This is a genomic window from Streptomyces sp. NBC_01317, assembly GCF_035961655.1.
GTDB lineage: Bacteria > Actinomycetota > Actinomycetes > Streptomycetales > Streptomycetaceae > Streptomyces.
The window spans coordinates 2,427,100-2,441,560 of the sequence record NZ_CP108393.1; the positions used below are offsets into that span (position 1 = coordinate 2,427,100).

Sequence of the window (14,461 nt, forward strand, 5' to 3'; positions counted from 1 at the left end):
TCAGGATGTGCCGAGGCGGGCGGCGAGGGCGCGGTGGACGGCCGGGGGGATCAGGTGCGAGACGTCTCCGCCCCAGGTCGCGACCTCTTTGACCAGGGAGGAGGAGAGGAAGCTGTACACGGGGTTGGTGGGGACGAACAGAGTCTCGACACCCGAAAGGCCGTGATTCATCTGGGCCATCTGGAGTTCGTAGTCGAAGTCGCTGACCGCCCGCAGGCCCTTGACGATGGCGGGGATGTCGCGCTGCTTGCAGAAGTCGACGAGCAGGCCGTGGAAGGCCTCGACCTCCACGTTGCCGAACTCGGAGGTGACCTCCCGGATCAGGTCGATCCGCTCGTCGATCGGGAACAGCCCTTTTTTGGACTTGTTGATCATCACCGCCACGTGCACGACGTCGTACAGCTTGGAGGCGCGGGCGATGATGTCGAGGTGTCCATTGGTGATGGGGTCGAAGGACCCCGGACAGACGGCGCGGCGCAACTGAATTCCCTCGCTCTCCGGTCCGGTCATGGTGCGTCTTCGCACGTAGAGGCGGCGCGACCGTACCAAAACGTTCCCTCGCCGTAGCGACGGGACCGCAGAGGGTCGAATCCCTCGGGCCAGCCGAACTCCCCGCCTCTGGTGCTGCGTTCCACGGTGGCGACGGCGTCGCCCGTGAGCCACCCCTGAGTGCGGAGTGTGAGGAGGATCTCCCGAAGATCGTCATCCGTGACGGCGTACGGCGGATCGAGGAAGACCAGGTCGTACGGAGCGTCGGGGGCGGGTCCGGTGACGATCTGCTCGGCCTTGCCGGTACGGACCTCGGCGCCGGGCAGGCCGAGCGTCCTGACGTTCTCCCGGACGGTCCTTGCGGCGCGCGGGTCGGACTCCACGAGCAGGGCGTGCACGGCGCCCCGGGACAGGGCTTCCAGGCCGATCGCGCCCGACCCGGCGTAGAGGTCGGCGATCCGGACGCCTTCGAGGGTGCCGAGGAGCGATCCCCAGCTGGAGAAGAGCCCCTCGCGCGCCCGGTCGGAGGTGGGGCGGGTGCCGGTGCCGGGCGGGACGGCGAGCCGGCGTCCGCCGGCGGAACCGGCGATCACGCGGGTCATGGGTGTCGCGAACCTCGGTTTTCCTGGGTAGGGAGCGGGCGGGGCTGCGGGTGCGGCGGGTGCTGCCCTCACGATAGGGCGTACGACCCGGCGGGGCCTTGTCAGCCCTGGTCCGAGGAGCGGTCAGCCCTTGTCGACGAGCCGTCAGCCCTTGTCCAGGTAGCGCTCCCGGTCGGCGTCCAGCAGGGCGTCCAGGGTCATCCGCAGCTCCGGGTAGCGCGCCAGCTCCGGGTCCTCGGCGACCACCGCGACGGCCTCCTCGCGGGCCGCCGCGATGATCTCCTCGTCGTCGATGACGGCGAGCATCCGCAGGGACGAGCGGACCCCGGACTGGGCCTGGCCGAGGACGTCGCCCTCGCGGCGCTGCTCCAGGTCGATACGGGACAGCTCGAAGCCGTCCAGGGTGGCCGCGACCGCGCCGAGCCTGGCCCGCGCCGGGCTCGCCTCGGGCATGTCCGTGACCAGCAGGCAGAGCCCGGGGGCCGAGCCCCGGCCGACCCGGCCGCGCAGCTGGTGCAGCTGGCTGACGCCGAACCGGTCCGCGTCCATGATCACCATCGCGGTCGCGTTCGGCACGTTCACCCCGACCTCGATGACCGTCGTCGCGACCAGGACGTCCACCTCGCCGGCGGCGAAGCGGCGCATCACGGAGTCCTTGTCGTCGGGCTGCATCCGGCCGTGCAGGATCTCGATCCGCAGACCGGCGAGGGGTCCTTGGACCAGGTGGGCGGCGACCTCCACCACGGCCAGCGGCGGACGCTTCCCGTCCTCCTCGGGGGCCTTGTCGGCGGCTTTCCCCGAGGGCTTCCCCTTGGACGGCTTCTTCTTCCCCGCCTCGTCCTCGTCGTCCCCGATCCGGGGGCACACGACGTACGCCTGGTGGCCCTTGCCGACCTCCTCGCGCACCCGCTCCCACGCGCGGACCAGGAAGTGCGGCTTGTCCTCGGCCGGGACGACATGGCTGGCGATCGGCAGCCGCCCCGCCGGGAGCTGGTCCAGGACCGACGTCTCCAGGTCACCGAAGACCGTCATGGCGACCGTGCGGGGAATGGGCGTGGCCGTCATCACCAGCAGGTGCGGGGGCTGCTTGCCCTTGGAGCGCAGGGCGTCGCGCTGCTCGACACCGAAGCGGTGCTGCTCGTCCACCACGACCAGGCCGAGGTCGTGGAACTTCACCTTGTCCTCGATCAGCGCGTGGGTGCCGATCACGATCCCGGCCTCACCCGTGACCAGGTCGAGCAGCGCCTGGCGCCGGGCCGCCGTGCCCATGGAACCGGTGAGCAGCACGACCTTCGTCGCCCTGTCGGCGCCCCCGAGCATGCCGCCCTGCGCCAGTTCGCCCATCATTTCCGTGATGGACCGGTGGTGCTGCTGGGCGAGGACCTCGGTCGGCGCGAGCATCGCGGCCTGTCCGCCCGCGTCCACGACGGTGAGCATCGCCCGCAGCGCGACGAGGGTCTTCCCCGAGCCCACTTCCCCCTGGAGCAGCCGGTGCATGGGGTGTTCGGTGGCGAGGTCGGCGAAGATCTCGGCGGTGACCTTGAGCTGGCCGTCGGTGAGGGTGAAGGGCAGACCGGCGTCCAGGGCGTCCAGCAGGCCGCCCGCGACCGGTTTCCTTGCCACGGCGGGCAGTTGGGCGTCGGCGTGGCGGCGGCGGGCGAGCGCGACCTGGAGGACGAACGCCTCGTCCCACTTGAGCCGCTCGCGCGCGTCCGCGATGTCCGCGCGGGTCTCGGGCCGGTGGACCTTGAGCAACGCCTCGGGCAGGGAGGCGAAACCGCGTCCTTCGCGGAGCGCCGGCGGCAGCGGGTCCAGGGCCTCGGCGGCCCGGGGCAGGACCGCGTCGACCGCCTTGGTGATCTTCCAGGACTCAAGGCCCTTGCAGGCGGGGTAGATCGGGATGAGCTTGCCCGCGAACGCGTCGACCGCGTCCTCGCCGCTGTCGGTGCCGAGCGCCACGTACGTCGGATGGGCCAGCTGGAGCTTGCGGTTGAACACGGACACCTTGCCCGCGAACATGCCCCGGCTGCCGGGCGGCAGGTCCTTGTGCGGCTTGTGGATGCCCCGGCCGAAGAAGACCAGCTGGAGCCGGCCGCTGCCGTCGGTGAGGGTGATCTCCAGGCGCTGGCCAGAGCCGCCTCCGTACCGCACGATCCGGGAGTCGGCGACCTGGGCGACCACCGTCACGTCCTCCTCCAGCGGCAGGTCGGCGAGCTTGGTCAGCTGGCCGCGCTCCTCGTACCGCCGGGGGTAGTGGTGCAGGAGATCGCCGACCGTGTGCAGGTCGAGGTGCTCGGCCATCACCTTCGCGGTGGCGGGGCCGAGTGTCTTCGTGAGGGATTCGTCCAGCGCTGACACACGATCCATTGCACACCACGGCACTGACAGAGAGCTACTCCACGCCGATGAGGAGGGGCGCGGACTGCCGGCCGCCGCGGTAGACGACGGTGTCGACCGCGAGATGCCCTTCGCGTACGTGGGCCTCAAGGCGGTCGGCGAGGGCGTCGGGCACGTCCTCGCCGAGGACCAGCGTCACCAGCTCGCCGCCGGCGAGGAGCATCCGGGTCAGCACGGCCTCGGCGGTGGCGGCGAGATCGGCGCCGATGACCGCCACGTCGCCCTCGATCAGGCCCAGGACGTCCCCGGCCTGGCAGATGCCCGCCATGGTCCAGGACTGCCGCTCCGCGACGGCCAGTTCGGCGTAGCGCGTGGCACCGGCCGCGGAGGTCATCGCCACGACGTCCTCGTCGAAGCGGCGGTCGGGCTGGTGGACGGCGAGGGCGGCGATGCCCTGGACGGCGGCCCGGGTGGGGATGAGGGCGACCCGTACCCCTTCGGCACGCGCCTGCTCGGCCGCCGCGGCGGCGGTGTGGCGCAGGGCCGCGTCGTTGGGCAGCAGCACCACCTCACGGGCGTGCGCGCGCCGGATCGCCTCGACCAGTTCGCCGCTGGCGGGCGGCTCCCCGGGGCGTGCGAGCACGGTCGTCGCGCCGGCCTCGGCGCAGAGCCCGGCGAGACCTTCGCCGGGGACGACGGCGACGACGGCCCGCTGGACCTGCTCCGGGGCCCGTTCCGCCGCGCCGAAGTGGGTGATCCTGATGCGGTACGGGCGTCCCGCCTCGACCCCGGCCTCCACGGCGGCGCCGGCGTCGTCCACGTGGATGTGCACGTTCCACAGCCCGTCGCCCCCGACGACGACCAGGGAGTCGCCCAGCCGGTCGAGCCGGGCGCGCAGCCGGGTCACGGCGTCGTCGCCGGCCTCCAGCAGGTAGATCACCTCGAAGGCCGGGCCTTCGTCGGTCTTGCAGGAACCGAAGGCCCCTGGCCTCTCGTCGGTCAGGGACACGTCGGGCTCCCCGGGCCGCCGGGGTGCGGCGGTGAAGGCCGCGGGCGCCCGGCCCGAGAGGGCCTGGACAAGGGCGCCCAGGACGGCGAGAAGTCCCCGGCCCCCCGCGTCCACGACACCGGCCCGGTCGAGGACGGCGAGCTGGCCGGGGGTGGCGTCGAGAGCCGTACGGGCCCCCGCGTGGGCGGCGCGCGCGGTATCGGCCGTACCGCCGCGTGCCCGCTCGGCGGCGTCCGCCGCCGCCGAGGCCACGCTGAGGATCGTGCCCTCGACGGGGTGCGCGACGGCCTCCCGGGCGAGCCCGGCGGCCCGGCGCAGCGCCCGCGCGAGGTGATCCCCCTCACCGGCCCCGTCACCGGCGCCATCGGGGCCATGCGTGTCCTGCGTGCCGTCCGTCAGCACGTCCGCCATCCCCCGCAGCAACTGCGCCAGGATCGTCCCCGAGTTGCCCCGGGCCCCGATCAGCGCGCCGTGCGCCATGGCCCGTACGGCATCCCCCGCCCCGGGCACGGACCCACCGGTCTCGTGCGCGGCGAACACCGCTTCGACGGCCTGCGCCGCGGATTCCACGGTCAGGTAGAGGTTGGTGCCGGTGTCGCCGTCCGCGACCGGGTAGACATTGGTCGCGTCGATCTCCTCGCGCTCCCGCCCGAGGGCCTCCAGAGCCAGTGAGCACCAGCTCCGCACCGCTGCGGCGTCGAGGGTCTGCGGCACCGGGTGGTCCTCCTTGGGCGGCATTGACGGCCTGGGCTGGCGGGCTGGACGCAGGGTAACCCCCGGGGCCGTCCGCGCCCCCCAGGGGTGAGAGGGGCGGGGGAAGGGGCCTGGAGGGGCGCCGGGCAGGTCATGGTAGTTTCGTTGTACCGAGGCAGCCGTTGTATGCTGCTCCGGTTACCCGACGAGAGTCGGGCCATTCCCCCGGCAAGGCCACATCAACTAGTTGATTCGGGCACGTCGGATTTCTCTGTACGTACATCTGAAGTCTTTGGAGTGACCCGTGGCTGCCAACTGCGACGTCTGCGGCAAGGGGCCGGGCTTCGGCAACAGCATTTCCCACTCGCACCGCCGTACGTCCCGTCGCTGGAACCCGAACATCCAGCGCGTGCGTGCCGTGGTCGGTCGGACGCCGAAGCGGCTCAATGTCTGCACATCGTGCATCAAGGCCGGCAAGGTCTCGCGCTGACGCCTGCGTCGTAGCGCAGCCCCTGCGGTTGCCTTGAAAAGCCGGTCCACCTCGGTGGGCCGGCTTTTTGCCGCGCCCAGCCGTTTTCACAGCCCCCGGCGGAAGCGCCACGCGTGGTCCACCGGCCCGATGCCGCCGCCCAGCGGGAAGCCGTGGGCGATCGCGCCGGTGACGTACTCCTTGGCCGCGACCACGGCCTCCACCACCCCCTGCCCGTTGGCCAGACCCGACGCTATCGCCGAGGCGAGCGTGCAGCCCGTCCCGTGCGTGTGCCGGTTGGTGTGACGGGGGGCGCGCAGCCAGTGTTCCTCGGTGCCGTCGGTGAGCAGGTCGACGGCGTCGCCCGGCAGGTGCCCGCCCTTGACCAGCGCCCAGCGGGGCCCGAAGCCGAGGACGGCGTCCGCCGCGCGGCGCATGGACCCTTCGTCCGTCACCTGTACGCCGGTGAGCTGGGCGACCTCGTCCAGATTGGGGGTGGCGACGGTGGCGACCGGCAGCAGTCTGGTCCGTACACCGTCCAGCGCGGAGTCGGCGAGCAGCGGGTCCCCGTGCTTGGAGACGCCGACCGGGTCCACGACCGCCGGGGCGTCCGTCCCCGCGAGCAGGTCCGCGACGGCCTCGACCAGTCCGGCCGAGGCGAGCATGCCGGTCTTCACGGCCTGGACGCCGATGTCGTCCACCACGGCGCGGTACTGGGCCCGTACCGCCTCCACCGGCAGCTCCCAGGCGCCGTTGACCCCGAGGGAGTTCTGCGCGGTGACGGCCGTGAGCACGCTCATGCCGTGCACCCCGAACGCCAGCATGGTCTTGAGGTCGGCCTGGATGCCCGCGCCGCCGCCGGAGTCGGAACCGGCGACGGTGAGGACGCGGGCGGGCACGATCGCGGGAGAGGGGCTCATGCGACCGAATCTACTGCGCGTGCCCGGTCTCTACCGCGCGTCCTCGATGTCCCCGAAGTGGTCCCAGCCGCCCTTGCTCGTCCAGGGCGCCCCGTCCACCGTCACCTGCGGCAGCGCCGACGGGTGGAGAACCTCGCCGATCACCTTCCAGCGGGCGGGAAGCTTCACGTCCGGCGGGAAGGCCGCCACGATCGCGTGGTCCTCTCCCCCGGTCAGCACCCACTGGAGCGGGTCGATCCCGACCGCCTGGCCGATGTCGTGCATCTGCTGCGGGATGTCGACCAGTCCGGACCGCAGGTCGATCCTGACCTTGCTGGCGTCCGCGATGTGCCCGAGGTCCGCGACCAGGCCGTCGCTGACGTCGGTCATGGCGGTGGCGCCGAGTCCGGCCGCCGCGGGGCCCGCGTGGTACGGCGGTTCGGGCCTGCGGTGGGCCTCCACGAAGGCGCGGGGCGAGCGGAAGCCCCGGGAGAGCACCGCGTGCCCGGCGGCCGACCAGCCCAACCAGCCGGTGTACGCGACCACATCACCGGGCCGCGCGCCCGACCTGACCACCGGGTCGTGGCCCCGCAGGTCCCCGAGGGCCGTGATGGCGAGGGTGATGGTGTCACCGCGCACGACGTCACCGCCGACCACGGCCGCGCCCGCGACCTGGCACTCGTCGCGGATGCCGTCCATCAGCTCGGTGGGCCAGGTGACCGGGAGTTCGGCCGGGACGACCAGGCCGAGCAGCAGGGCGGTGGGTACGGCACCCATCGCCGCGATGTCGGCGAGGTTCTGCGCGGCGGCCTTGCGGCCGACGTCGTACGCCGTGGACCAGTCGCGGCGGAAGTGCCGGCCCTCCAGCAGAAGGTCCGTACTCGCCACGACCCTGCGGTCGGGCGCGGCCACGACCGCGGCGTCGTCGCCAGGCCCCAGCCGGACCGCCGGGGTGGTGGTCAGCCGGGAGGTGAGCTCCCTGATGAGGCCGAACTCCCCCAACTCGCCCACGGTTCCCTTCACCGAGACTCCCCTCTCATCGCCGGCCGCGCCTGCGGTCGCGGGCCGTCACTGCTGTCGGTACCGTCAAGAGACACGTCAACTTATGTTTTCCGTACGCCACCCGGGGGCGCCATCGGGCCCCCGGGTCTCCCCGTGGCCCGCGACGACGCGATACCGTGGCGTCTCTTTCCCCCCACATGATCCTCGTGGCCGCCCTGGAGGTTCCGTGGTACAGGCGTACATCCTTATCCAGACCGAGGTGGGCAAGGCGACAACCGTCGCCGAGACCATCGCCAAGCTCACAGGAGTGATACAGGCCGAGGACGTGACAGGCCCCTACGACGTCATCGTCCGCGCCCAGGCGGACACCGTCGACGAGCTGGGCCGCATGGTGGTCGCCAAGGTCCAGCAAGTGGACGGCATCACCCGGACCCTGACCTGCCCCGTCGTTCACCTGTAGCCCCCGTCTACGCTTGGCCGGTGACCGTTACCCGCCGCCGGCTCTTCCGCCGCAGGCTATCCGGCCGTCCGCTGCTGTGCCTGCCCGCCGTCGCCCTGCTCCTGGCCGCGGCGGGCTGCTCGTCCACGGACGAGGGCTCCCCGGTCTCCGTTCCCAGCCCCGCCGCCGAGGCGGCGAAGCTGTGCGGGGCCCTGCACAAGGCGCTGCCGGGGACGCTCGGGGGGCTGGAGCGGGACGATCCCCGGCCGCGTTCCGAACTGACCGCCGGGTGGGGGGACGACGCGATCGTACTGCGCTGCGGTGTCCCCCGCCCCGGGGAGATGGACGACCCCCGGGCGAACGCGGTGGAGGCCGACGGCGTCAACTGGATGCTGGAACAGCTCGACTCGGGGGCGCGCTTCACAACCACGTACCGCGAGGCCTATGTGGAGGTCACCATGGGCCCGCGCTTCGCCAACGACGCGACACCGCTGGCCGCGCTGGCCGCGCCGGTGGCGAGGACGATCCCGAGCAGTCTCTGAGGGGTACGGGAGGGGTACGGCCCCGGCCCCGGCGGGACCGCGCGTGCCGCGGCCTCCCGGAGAGGCCGCGGCGATGCCTCAGCGCAGGCCGGTGGGGCGGCGCAGGGCCGCCTGGATCAGCAGGTCGACCAGTTCCGGGTAGCTGACGCCGGTCTCCTGCCACATGCGGGGGTACATGGAGATCGGGGTGAAGCCCGGCATCGTGTTGATCTCGTTGATGACGAACCCCCCGTCCTCGGTGAGGAAGAAGTCCGCGCGGACCAGGCCCTCGCAGGACGCCGCCTCGAACGCCTCGACCGCGAGCCGCCGTACCTCGGCGGTCTGCTCCTCGGTGAGCGGCGCGGGCACCAGCCCGGTGGCGGAGTCGATGTACTTGGCCTCGAAGTCGTAGAAGTCGTGGGCGGTGACGGGCGGGATCTCGGCGGGCACGCTCGCGCGCGGCCCGTCCTCGAACTCCAGTACCCCGCACTCGATCTCCCGCCCGCGCAGCAGCGACTCCACCAGGATCTTGGGGTCGTGGCGCTGGGCCTCGGCGATCGCGTCGTCGAGGCCGGAGAGGTCGTCGACCTTGGTGATGCCCATGGAGGAGCCGGCGCGCGCGGGCTTCACGAAGAGCGGCCAGCCGTGCTCGGCGGCGAAGTCCACGATCTTCTTGCGCGCGGCGGCGCCCTTGGCACCCTCGGGGCCCTGCTCCCACTCGCGGGGGCGGATCACCACGTACGGGCCGACGGGCAGCCCGAAGGAGGTGAACACCCGCTTCATGTACTCCTTGTCCTGGCCGACGGCCGAGGCGAGGACACCCGCGCCGACGTACGGGACGCCGGAGAGCTCCAGCAGGCCCTGGAGCGTGCCGTCCTCGCCGTACGGGCCGTGCAGCACCGGGAAGACGACGTCGACCTCGCCCAGCACCTTGGGCACGGAGCCCGGCTCGCTGTAGACGACCTCGCGGTTGGCCGGGTCCACGGAGAGGACCACCCCGCCGTCCAGCGACTCGGCGACGGTCTCGACGCTCGGCAGGACGCGGTCGGTGATGGCCATCCGCTCGGGGGCGTCCGCGGTGAGGGCCCAGCGGCCGTCCGTGGTGATGCCGATGGGCAGGACGTCGTACTTCGTACGGTCGATGGCGCGCAGGACGGCGCCGGCCGTGACCACCGAAATGCCGTGCTCGGAGCTACGGCCGCCGAAGACGACCGCCACACGCGGCTTGCGGGGCTGCCGCTCAGGGCTCTGGGAGGAGTTCTCGCTGCTCATATCGCGATGAGCGTACCCGGTGGGCAGCGCCTCGTCAGCGGCCGACTCGGCGGCGTTCCGGCCCGGTGGCGTGCGGCCCGGCGGCATGCGGGCTCAGTGTCGTTCCGCCTTGGCGCTGCGCGACATCAGTTCCTTGAGCGCGACGAGCGGCGGCTTCCCGTTGTGGACGATGTCGACGACGGTCTCGGTCAGGGGCATCTCCACGCCGTGGCGCCGGGCCAGATCCAGCACGGACTCGCACGACTTGACGCCCTCGGCGGTCTGCCGGGTGACCGCGATGGTCTCCTGGAGGGTCATGCCCCGGCCGAGGTTGGTGCCGAAGGTGTGGTTGCGGGAGAGCGGCGAGGAGCAGGTGGCGATCAGGTCGCCCATGCCGGCGAGGCCGGAGAACGTCTGCGGATCGGCGCCCATGGTCAGCCCGAGGCGGGTGGTCTCGGCGAGGCCGCGGGTCATCAGCGAGGCCTTGGTGTTGTCGCCGAGGCCCATGCCGTCGGCGATGCCGACGGCGAGCCCGATCACGTTCTTGACGGCGCCGCCCAGTTCGCAGCCGACGACGTCGGTGTTGGTGTAGGGGCGGAAGTACGGGGTGTGGCAGGCGGTCTGGAGGCGCTGGGCGACGGCCTCGTCCCGGCACGCGACGACGGCCGCGGCGGGCATCCGGTCGGCGATCTCCTTGGCGAGGTTGGGTCCGGTGATCACCGCGACGCGCTCGGCGGGCGCCTTGGCGACCTCTTCGATGACCTCGCTCATCCGCTTGGCCGTGCCCAGTTCGATGCCCTTCATCAGGGACACGAGCACGGTGTCGGAGGGCAGGACGGGAGCCCAGCGGGCCAGGTTCTCGCGCAGGGTCTGGGAGGGCACGGTCAGGACGGTGAACTCGGCGCCGTCCGCGGCCTCCGCCGGGTCCGTCGTGGCCCGCACGCCCTCGGGCAGTTCGAGGGCCGGCAGGTAGTCGGGGTTCGTACGGGTGGTGTTGATGGCCTCGGCGACCTCGGGGCGGCGCGCCCAGAGGGTCACCTCGCACCCCGCGTCGGCGAGGATCATGGCGAACGCCGTGCCCCACGAACCCGCTGAGAAAACGGCGACCCGTGTCACTTCGATCCCTCTTCCGCTTCCGCGGCCCTGCGCCGCTGTTCCGCCCTGGCCCTGCGGGGGTCGTACAACTCCGCGGGCACCGGTTCCCCGCGTACCTCCGCGAGCAGCTCCGTGATCGCCGCCATGATGACCTCGGTGGCCGCGCGCAGCACCTCGGCGGTGGGTTCCTGGCCCTCGAACCGCGAGAGGTCGACGGCGGGGCCCGCGAGGACCTTCAGCGTCTTGCGCGGGAAGAGCCGTACCGGCCGGTCCTTGGCGTACGGCGGGAGCGCGAGGTGGGAGCCCCACTGGGCGACGGGGATGACCGGGGCCTTGGTGAGCAGGGCGACGCGGGCCGCGCCGCTCTTGCCCGCCATGGGCCACAGGTCGGGGTCGCGGGTGAGGGTGCCCTCGGGGTAGAAGACGACACATTCGCCCTGCTCGATCGCGTCGACGGCGGCCTGGAACGCGTCCAGGGCGGTGGTGCTCTCACGGTAGACGGGGATCTGGCCGGTGCCGCGGAGCATCATGCCGACGAAGGAGCCCTTGAAGAGCGCGGCCTTCGCCAGGAATCGCGGGACGCGGCCGGTGTTGTACTGGAAGTGACCGTACGACAGAGGATCGAGATACGAATTGTGGTTGACCGCGGTGATGAATCCGCCGTCGGCCGGAATGTGCTCCATGCCCTGCCAGTCCCGCTTGAACAGAACGATCAGCGGCGGTTTTGCGATGACGGCCGCCAGGCGGTACCAGAAGCCGATTCTGCGGCGGGACACTCGTGACACCTTCCTCCTCGGGAGCCGGATCGCGATCCGGCGGCCCGGGGCCCTGTCTCGCCCCGGGGTTGTGCGCTGTCGGGAACACCGTACGCCCCGGCCCGGGGAGCGGGCCTGCGAGCCGGACACGGCCGGGCAACAATAGGGGGCCGGTACACGCAGGTACGCACCCGGCACGCACCGAGGGAGAGTTCGCCACGGACACCGACCCGACCGCCCGCTGGTCCCTGGTCGTCCCGCTCAAGCCGCTCAGGCTGGCCAAGAGCAGGCTGGCCGGGGCCATGGGCGGTGCTCTGCGCCCCCGGCTGGCCCTGGCGTTCGCCCAGGACACGGTGGCCGCCGCGCTGGCCTGTCCGGCCGTACGGGACGTCGTGGTGGTCACCGACGATCCCGCGGCGGGGGCGGAGCTGGCCGCGCTGGGGGCGCGCGTCGTGCCGGACGCGCCGGCCGCCGGTCTCAACGCGGCGCTGGCGCACGGGGCCGCGGTCGCGCGGGGTGGGGATCCGCGTGCGCCGGTGGCCACGCTCAACGCGGATCTGCCCGCGCTGCGGCCCGCCGAGCTGGCCCGGGTGCTCGGTGCCGCGCGCGCATTTCCGCGGGCATTTCTCGCGGACGCCGCCGGAATCGGCACCACTTTGCTGGCGGCGGCACCGGGCGTGGAATTGAATCCGGCTTTCGGCGGTCCTTCCCGGGCCCGGCATTTGTCGTCGGGCGCGGTGGAAATTCTGCTGACCGGGGTGGATTCGGTACGGCGGGACGTGGACACGGGCGCGGACCTGCTGGTGGCGGCGGCGCTGGGGCTCGGCCCGCGGACGGCCGCGCGGTACGCCGACCGCTACGCTGCGGGCATGCAGGCGACCGCTTACACGTACGAGTCAGAGACCCGCAGCGGGAGTGTGCTGCTGGACGACGGCACCCCGGTGGAGTTCGACGCCCCGGCCTTCGACGCGGGCGGCCTGCGGCTGCTGCGGCCGGGCCAGCGGGTGCGGATCGAGACCGAGGGCGAGGGCGCGTCCCGGCGCATCACGCTGGTGACGCTCCAGACCTTCTGAGCGCCCTCCGGGCGGGCCCATACCACGGCACGGGCGGCCCCGCGCAACGCCGCGGGCCGGGCTCCCCGAGGGGAGCCCGGCCCGGCGCGTGAGTCGCCCTGTTGTCGCTTACTTCCCCCTGGCGGCGGTCTTCTTCGCGGTGGTGGTGCGGGACGCGGCCTTCCTCGCCGGCGCCTTCTTGGCGGTCGCCTTCTTGGCCGGCGCGGTCTTCTTCGCGGTGGCCTTCTTGGCGGCGGTCTTCGACGCCGACGACGTGGTCTTCTTCGCCGTCGTCTTCTTGGCCGCGCTGGTCTTCTTCGCGGCGGTCTTCTTGGCGACCGTCCGCTTGGCCGCCGTCTTGGCGGTCGTGGCCTTCTTGGCGGTGGCCTTCTTGGCCGCGGCCTTCACCGTCGTACGGGTGGAAGCACCGCCCGAGAGGCTGCCCTTGGGGGCCTTCTTGACCGCCACGTCGTTCTTGGGGAGCTTCTTCGAGCCGCTGACCAGGTCCTTGAAGCCCTGACCCGCGCGGAAGCGCGGCACCGAGGTCTTCTTGACCCGGACCCGCTCACCCGTCTGCGGGTTACGCGCGTAACGCGCCGGGCGGTCGACCTTCTCGAACGAACCGAAGCCGGTGACCGAGACCCGGTCGCCTGCGACGACCGCACGGACGATCGCGTCGAGTACCGCGTCGACCGAGTCCGCGGCCTGCTGGCGGCCGCCGACCTTGTCCGCAATCGCTTCTACGAGCTGCGCCTTGTTCACGTCTTCCCCTTCGGAGACATTGCCAGAACGAAAGTGTTCAAGCTTTTTCGCACGTTAGGCAGATATATACCGCAAATCAAACACGAAACGGGCTAATCACCCTAGTGCCGCAACGAAGTCGGCCCGGCGGAGTTCCGCGGAGGTCAGTCGCCTTCCGGAAATCGACCCTCGTCGAGGTCCTTCGTCAAGCGGTCCAGACGCCTTGCCGCATCCGGGAGATCGTGCTTCGCCGCAGCCGTGATGACCAGCAGCTTCCGGGTGAGCGCCATGCGTACGCCCTCCGGGACTTGCAGTCCACGCACCTTCGCGTGTGCCTCTTTCAGTTGTTCGGCGACCAACCCGTAAAGCTTGAGTTGGTTGTCGGGTTCCATGCACCGATTGTGCCATCTGGGGCGAGTTGTCGCCCGGCGGGGTCTCAACAAGCAACTGCACCCCCTGCCGGGAGGCAGGGGGTGCAGTAGGGGAAAAGCGCTGATCAGGCGGTAATGGTGCGTGGTTTGAAGGACGGCCTGGAGGCCTCGTAGGAGGCGATGTCGCCTTCGTTCTGAAGGGTGAGGCTGATGTCGTCGAGCCCGTTCAGCAAGCGCCAGCGGGCGTTCTCGTCAAGGTCGAAATCAGCCGTCAGCACTGCTCCATCGGGGGAGCCTGCCCGCACCTGGCGCTGCTCCAGGTCCACGGTGACCTCGGCCGTGGGGTCCTTCTCCACGATCTCCTGGAGGGCCTCCACGACGGACTGGTCCAGAACCACGGTCAGCAGACCGTTCTTGAGCGAGTTGCCCCGGAAGATGTCGGCGAACCGGGACGAGACGACGGCCTTGAAACCGTAGTTCTGCAAGGCCCAGACGGCGTGTTCGCGGGAGGATCCGGTGCCGAAGTCGGGTCCGGCGACCAGAACCGTGGCCCCGGCGTACTCGGACCGGTTGAGGACGAACTCCGGATCCTTGCGCCAGGCCTCGAAGAGCCCGTCCTCGAACCCGTCCCTGGTGACCTTCTTGAGCCAGTGGGCGGGGATGATCTGGTCGGTGTCCACGTTGCTGCGGCGCAGCGGCACGGCCCGGCCGGTGTGGGTGGTGAAGGCTTCCATGG

The 14,461-nt window shown here is 71.7% G+C and carries 15 protein-coding genes and 1 pseudogene; 4 read left to right on the forward strand and 12 right to left on the reverse strand.

The window, feature by feature from the left end; all coding sequences use genetic code 11:
- From coaD to OG349_RS10070, 4 genes are all read right to left on the reverse strand, one after another.
- The gene (gene coaD, locus OG349_RS10055) at window positions 1-480 is read right to left on the reverse strand and encodes a pantetheine-phosphate adenylyltransferase (protein WP_327238515.1); all 480 of its coding nucleotides are present in this window, start codon (window positions 478-480) and stop codon (window positions 1-3) included.
- Between the two features lie 26 nt (window positions 481-506).
- Window positions 507-1,091, reverse strand: coding sequence for a 16S rRNA (guanine(966)-N(2))-methyltransferase RsmD (gene rsmD / locus OG349_RS10060; RefSeq protein ID WP_327234292.1), 585 nt, complete (start codon window positions 1,089-1,091; stop codon window positions 507-509).
- 144 nt (window positions 1,092-1,235) lie between these two features.
- Window positions 1,236-3,458 (reverse strand): ATP-dependent DNA helicase RecG, encoded by a 2,223-nt coding sequence (gene recG, locus OG349_RS10065; RefSeq protein ID WP_327234293.1) that lies wholly within the window; start codon window positions 3,456-3,458, stop codon window positions 1,236-1,238.
- 25 nt (window positions 3,459-3,483) lie between these two features.
- The gene (locus tag OG349_RS10070; RefSeq protein ID WP_442806228.1) at window positions 3,484-5,175 is read right to left on the reverse strand and encodes a DAK2 domain-containing protein; all 1,692 of its coding nucleotides are present in this window, start codon (window positions 5,173-5,175) and stop codon (window positions 3,484-3,486) included.
- Between the two features lie 259 nt (window positions 5,176-5,434).
- On the opposite strand from OG349_RS10070, the gene rpmB reads away from it, so the two are divergent.
- Complete coding sequence (gene rpmB / locus OG349_RS10075; RefSeq protein ID WP_078877327.1) at window positions 5,435-5,620, forward strand: 50S ribosomal protein L28; 186 nt, start codon at window positions 5,435-5,437, stop codon at window positions 5,618-5,620.
- Between the two features lie 86 nt (window positions 5,621-5,706).
- On the opposite strand, the gene thiD is transcribed toward rpmB, so the two are convergent.
- Window positions 5,707-6,519, reverse strand: a complete 813-nt coding sequence (gene thiD, locus OG349_RS10080; protein WP_327234295.1) for a bifunctional hydroxymethylpyrimidine kinase/phosphomethylpyrimidine kinase — start codon at window positions 6,517-6,519, stop codon at window positions 5,707-5,709.
- A 30-nt stretch (window positions 6,520-6,549) separates the two neighbouring features.
- Complete coding sequence (locus OG349_RS10085; RefSeq protein ID WP_327234296.1) at window positions 6,550-7,521, reverse strand: thiamine-phosphate kinase; 972 nt, start codon at window positions 7,519-7,521, stop codon at window positions 6,550-6,552.
- 205 nt (window positions 7,522-7,726) lie between these two features.
- Between OG349_RS10085 and OG349_RS10090 the strand changes: the two genes are divergently transcribed.
- Both OG349_RS10090 and OG349_RS10095 read left to right on the forward strand, forming a co-directional pair.
- Complete coding sequence (locus OG349_RS10090) at window positions 7,727-7,960, forward strand: Lrp/AsnC ligand binding domain-containing protein (protein WP_161309489.1); 234 nt, start codon at window positions 7,727-7,729, stop codon at window positions 7,958-7,960.
- 20 nt (window positions 7,961-7,980) lie between these two features.
- Window positions 7,981-8,481 carry a DUF3515 domain-containing protein gene (locus OG349_RS10095; RefSeq protein ID WP_442806229.1) on the forward strand — a complete coding sequence of 167 codons (501 nt, stop codon included), beginning with the start codon at window positions 7,981-7,983 and terminating at the stop codon, window positions 8,479-8,481.
- A gap of 78 nt (window positions 8,482-8,559) precedes the next feature.
- On the opposite strand, the gene OG349_RS10100 is transcribed toward OG349_RS10095, so the two are convergent.
- The 3 genes from OG349_RS10100 to OG349_RS10110 form a co-directional block, all read right to left on the reverse strand.
- Complete coding sequence (locus OG349_RS10100; RefSeq protein WP_327234297.1) at window positions 8,560-9,732, reverse strand: D-alanine--D-alanine ligase family protein; 1,173 nt, start codon at window positions 9,730-9,732, stop codon at window positions 8,560-8,562.
- A 93-nt stretch (window positions 9,733-9,825) separates the two neighbouring features.
- On the reverse strand, window positions 9,826-10,827 hold the full coding sequence (locus OG349_RS10105; protein WP_327234298.1) for an NAD(P)H-dependent glycerol-3-phosphate dehydrogenase: 1,002 nt from the start codon (window positions 10,825-10,827) through the stop codon (window positions 9,826-9,828).
- Window positions 10,824-11,582, reverse strand: coding sequence for a lysophospholipid acyltransferase family protein (locus OG349_RS10110; protein WP_327234299.1), 759 nt, complete (start codon window positions 11,580-11,582; stop codon window positions 10,824-10,826). The genes OG349_RS10105 and OG349_RS10110 overlap by 4 nt, the downstream gene beginning before the upstream one ends.
- 227 nt (window positions 11,583-11,809) lie before the next feature.
- On the opposite strand from OG349_RS10110, the pseudogene cofC reads away from it, so the two are divergent.
- A pseudogene (gene cofC, locus OG349_RS10115) lies at window positions 11,810-12,412 on the forward strand (2-phospho-L-lactate guanylyltransferase); the annotation flags it as partial.
- A gap of 330 nt (window positions 12,413-12,742) precedes the next feature.
- Here the strand turns inward: cofC and OG349_RS10120 are convergent.
- The 3 genes from OG349_RS10120 to leuD all read right to left on the reverse strand — a co-directional run bounded on the left by OG349_RS10120 (window position 12,743) and on the right by leuD (window position 14,459).
- Window positions 12,743-13,375 (reverse strand): HU family DNA-binding protein, encoded by a 633-nt coding sequence (locus OG349_RS10120; protein ID WP_327234300.1) that lies wholly within the window; start codon window positions 13,373-13,375, stop codon window positions 12,743-12,745.
- A 143-nt stretch (window positions 13,376-13,518) separates the two neighbouring features.
- On the reverse strand, window positions 13,519-13,746 hold the full coding sequence (locus OG349_RS10125) for a hypothetical protein (protein ID WP_327234301.1): 228 nt from the start codon (window positions 13,744-13,746) through the stop codon (window positions 13,519-13,521).
- 104 nt (window positions 13,747-13,850) lie between these two features.
- A complete protein-coding gene (gene leuD, locus OG349_RS10130; RefSeq protein WP_327234302.1) occupies window positions 13,851-14,459 on the reverse strand; it encodes a 3-isopropylmalate dehydratase small subunit in 609 nt (202 codons plus the stop codon).
- Window positions 14,460-14,461 lie beyond the last annotated feature (2 nt).